Raw genomic sequence first — 4,015 nt, 5'->3', positions numbered from 1 at the left:
ACCTCGCCGCCCTCGCGGCAGCCTGCATCACTGGTACCGGAGTGGCCGGAGACCAGGACACCGCCCCGGCGGTGTCGAAGCCTCGCGGAGCCGAACGTAAGACCCACACCACCCGCCCCCGCCGTACGACGGAGGCGGGGCGGGCAGGTGGCGCAACCCTGCCGCACCAGCAGCAGACAGAAACGAGAGACCACACTCAAGCCGAGCCCCTGACGCTCAGGTGACGAGACGGACCTTCCGAGCCGAAATGCCCGGAATGCTGAGACCTGACTACGGACTCAGCAACGGCCTATGCGGTCATGGAGGCAGCGAAGGGGAACAGGGCCGGGGCGAGCTGGATTGCGGGGGCCAGGCCGAGGGCGAGGAGTGCGTCGGGCAGTCCGTGTCCGGTGCGGGCGGCGTCTGCCGTGCCGGGGGCGGCCAGTGGGTGGCAGCTGGCGGTGATGATGTCGAACAGGTGCTGGACCCGGCCGGGTCCGCGGGGCAGCAGCCGGCCGTGGAAGTCCTCGTGGTGGGCGAGGACGAGGGCGGCGAGTCCGGCCATGTGGGCCGCGGCTGTGCCGGTGCCGTCGAGGGCCGTGTAGCCGCCCTCCGGCGCGCAGGAGAGGACCGCCACACCGGGGGCGGCTGCGTCGACGCCGGGACCGCAGCAGCTGAAGGGGGCGGCGAAGAGACCTTCCGGGCTCAGCTGCGGTCCGGTGTGGGTGGCGTGGGAGGTGTCGGGCGGGTAGGTGCCGAGGGCTCCCAGGGCGCCGACGGCGAACACGGTGGGCAGGCAGGCGGGAAAGGCGACCGGTCCTGCGGTGTCGCCTGCCGGGGCGATGCATGCGATGCCCGCCGCCGTGGCGTCGGCGAGTTTGCGGGAGACCAGCGCCGATGGGTAGGGGGATGCGATCGCGATGTGGGCGATGTCGGCTTCGTGTTCGATGCAGTGGTCGAGGGCGTCGATCAGGTCGCTGAAGTGGCCGTCGGGCAGTACCTGGCAGACGTCGAGCTCGGCGTCGACCGCGATCCCGACGATGCCCTGGCCGGTGTCCGCGCCGGCGATGATCCCGGCCGCGTGCGTGCCGCTGCCGACCGGGTCGTGTGCCCAGCCCTCCTGGGTGCGGCGAACGACATCGACTCCGGAGCGCGCCCGCTGCTTCAGATCGGGGTGGTCGGTGCTGACGCCCGTACCGATGACCGCGATCTTGATGCCGAAGCCGCGGAACGTGGGGGGCAGTCGGTCCAGCCGCATGGCCTGCTGGCCCCAGCCGTACTGCTGGCGTTCTTCCAGCTCCGGGTATGCCTTGGCGAGCGGGGTGAGGCTGACGATGTTCTCCCGTGCTGCAGACAGGTCGGGACGGTGGATCCAGCGGTCGGTGTAGCCGGCTCGGGGCCGGACGTACAGGGACTGGACGCACTGTTCGGTCCCGGCGGCCAGGGTGAGGGTGACCGTGCCGTCGGCGGCGGTGACACCCTGGGCCGGCCAGGCCGTTCCGATCAGGAACACTCCCGCTTTGGCCAGCGGCTCGCCGTCCGGCCCGCAGACCCGCAGGGAGATCTCCACCGGCTTCTCCAGCGGCACGACCAGCCCGGGATCGGGCAGCGGCAGCATTCCCGGAGCCGGTGTGACGGCGGGGGAGGCGGTGTCGGCCAGCGGCAGGTCGGGTTCGATGTGCACGTGCAGTGTCCGCATGGCCGGCAGCTGGGCCTCGGTGGCTTCGACGACCGCGATCTGGGGGCAGGACGGTCGCGTGCCGGTAGCCTGCGGCTTCTGTGACGGCTGCAGCCGGCGGATCACGGTGACATCGGGCATGCCCTCGAGCCGGTCACACACCGCGTCCATGCTCAGTTCGGCGAATCCCGGCGGGAGCAGCTGCTGCGGCAGCGGCGTGATCATGTAGCGCTGCCGGCGCGGCTGCACCACGACCGGTGACGGTGCGTTCTTCTCCTGTGGCGCCGTCCGCTTTTGCTCCTTGTCCCCGGGGGCTGGCCCGCCGCCGGCTCCCGCGCCCTCGGATGCGCTGCGGCGGCTGTTGCGCGTCCTGCTGCCGGGCTTGTCCTCGACCATCACGTCCACCTTCACGCCTACGTTCCACTTCGTTCCTGCGCTGCTGATGACGGGCTGCTCCCGTCTGCACGGCGATGCGGCGTGCCCGGGACAAGGATCCTGAGCACACCGCATCCCATGGTGATGGGATCAGCCGAGGCCGAAGGGCTGCCCCATAAAGCCGGGGCCGAAGCCGGGCTGCTGGTACTGCTGCTGGTACGGCTGGCCGAACGGCTGCTGGCCGAAGCCGCCGCCCCACTGCTGCTGACCCTGCTGCTGGCTCTGCTGCTGGCTCTGCTGCACCAGGGTCAGGATCGCGGTCGGCAGCGCCTGCTGCACGGACTGCTCCACCGCGCTGCGGACCCCCGCGTGCAGCGTGTGGTGCAGCGCCAGGGCCAGGTACGGGTGGGCCTGCTGAGCCAGGCCCTGCTGCTGCAGCTGCTGCTGGACCTGCTGGATCTGCTGCAGCGTCTGCTGCATCCGCTGTGCGATCTGTTGGCTGGCCTGCTGGCAGGCCTGCTGGATCGCCTGCTGGACCACCTGCGCGAGCTGCTGCGAACCGCCGATCTGCTGCGTACCACCGGCCTGCTGACCGAACTGCTGCAGGGGCTGGGCACCGGTCATCACCGACATGAAAGCTCCGTTCGACGCCAAAGGGAAGCCGACATAGAAGACTATGCGGCCATTTCGGAATTATTCCGACGACCCGAGGCTAGGTCGGCGACGTCATGGTCACCATCGGGCGAGCCGTTCAGAGCGGGGGAGTCCCCCGATCGGATCCGGCGAGCGGTGAGCCGTCGCTGCCGCGACAGGCTGCCCCACGGCGGCGGCCGCAGGCGCGCGGCGGCAGGTGACGCAGGCCGGGCGGCTCCTGACCCCGCAGGTGGACCGCTACGCGCAGATCACCGTGCGGCAGAACCACTACTCAATGCCGGTACGGCTGATCGGCCGCCAGGTCCGCGTCCTGCTGCACGCCTCCGAGGTAGTGGTCTACGACGGCCGCGCCGAAGTCGCCCGCCACGAGCGCCTCGTCACACGCGGCGGGAGCCGCCTGGACCTGGACCACTACCTGGAAGGGCTGCTGCGCAAGCCGGGCGCGCTGCCCGGGGCGACCGCACTGGAGCAGGCCCGCGCGGCAGGGAAGTTCACCCCCGTGCACGACGCCTGGTGGGAGGCTGCCCGCCACGCACACGGCGACGCGGCCGGGACCCGTGCATTGATCGAGGTTCTGCTGTTGCACCGGCACACGAGCCACGACCACGTCGTCGCCGGGATCGTCGCCGCCCTGCGGGCCGGCGCCCTGACCGCAGACGCGGTGGCCCTGGAAGCCTGCCTGGCCGCCGAACGCGAAACTCCTGGCGAGCCGGGCCCGGACACGGCGCTGGGTCATATCGCTTCTCCGGTGGTGTCACTGACCGCGCGCAGGCTCGCTGCTCTGCCCCCGGACCCCAGGCCGCTGCCCGCGGTGGCAGCCTACGACCAGCTCCTTCGTCACACCTGGCCTCCGGCCGAGCGTCCCACCAGTTAATGGAGTCCCGCCATGAGCTTCACTCGTCCCCGTGGTCTGACCGAGCCCGCAGCCGACGCGGCGATCGACGCGGACTGCCGCAACCTGCGCCTGCCCACCATGCGGAGCCAGTTTTCCGAGCTCGCCGATGCCGCGGCCCGCGACCAGATGACCTATCGCGGGTTCCTGGCCGAGCTGCTGATGGCCGAGTGCGACGCCCGTAACCGCCGCCGCTCCGAGCGCCGGATCAAAGCCGCGGGCTTCCCCCGCGAAAAGGCACTGCGCACGTTCGACTTCGAGGCGAACTCCGCCATCGACCCGGCGGCTGTCCACACTCTGGCCTCGTGCGACTGGGTCCGCAAGGGGCTGCCGCTGTGTCTGATCGGCGACTCGGGGACCGGCAAGTCGCACTTGCTGATCGCGCTGGGCACCGAGGCCGCGATGGCTGGCTTCCGGGTCAAGTACGTCCTGGCGAC

The 4,015-nt window shown here is 71.1% G+C and carries 4 protein-coding genes; 2 read left to right on the top strand and 2 right to left on the bottom strand.

All coding sequences use genetic code 11. The features are described from left to right. Positions 1–289 precede the first annotated feature (289 nt). A complete protein-coding gene (locus tag ABT085_RS44685; protein WP_351622486.1) occupies positions 290–2,068 on the bottom strand; it encodes a S8 family serine peptidase in 1,779 nt (592 codons plus the stop codon). 114 nt (positions 2,069–2,182) lie between these two features. After that, entirely contained in the window at positions 2,183–2,665 is a 483-nt protein-coding gene (locus tag ABT085_RS44680) for a hypothetical protein (protein WP_351622483.1), read from the bottom strand. A gap of 217 nt (positions 2,666–2,882) precedes the next feature. Here ABT085_RS44680 and ABT085_RS44675 point away from each other — a divergent pair, with 217 nt between their 5' ends. Together ABT085_RS44675 and ABT085_RS44670 are read left to right on the top strand one after the other, a co-directional pair. Then, entirely contained in the window at positions 2,883–3,560 is a 678-nt protein-coding gene (locus ABT085_RS44675; RefSeq protein WP_351622480.1) for a Mu transposase domain-containing protein, read from the top strand. A gap of 12 nt (positions 3,561–3,572) precedes the next feature. Further along, positions 3,573–4,015 (top strand): ATP-binding protein (locus ABT085_RS44670; protein ID WP_351622477.1); only part of this gene is annotated, 443 nt, incomplete at its 3' end.

This window comes from Streptomyces sp. NPDC002265, assembly GCF_040296125.1.
GTDB lineage: Bacteria > Actinomycetota > Actinomycetes > Streptomycetales > Streptomycetaceae > Streptomyces.
This window is presented reverse-complemented; position numbering and strand designations above follow the sequence as displayed.

Bases quoted from the DNA above. Each gene is read 5' to 3' on its own strand.
- ABT085_RS44680 (WP_351622483.1), bottom strand. From the start codon at position 2,665: ATGTCGGTGATGACCGGTGCCCAGCCCCTGCAGCAGTTCGGTCAGCAG.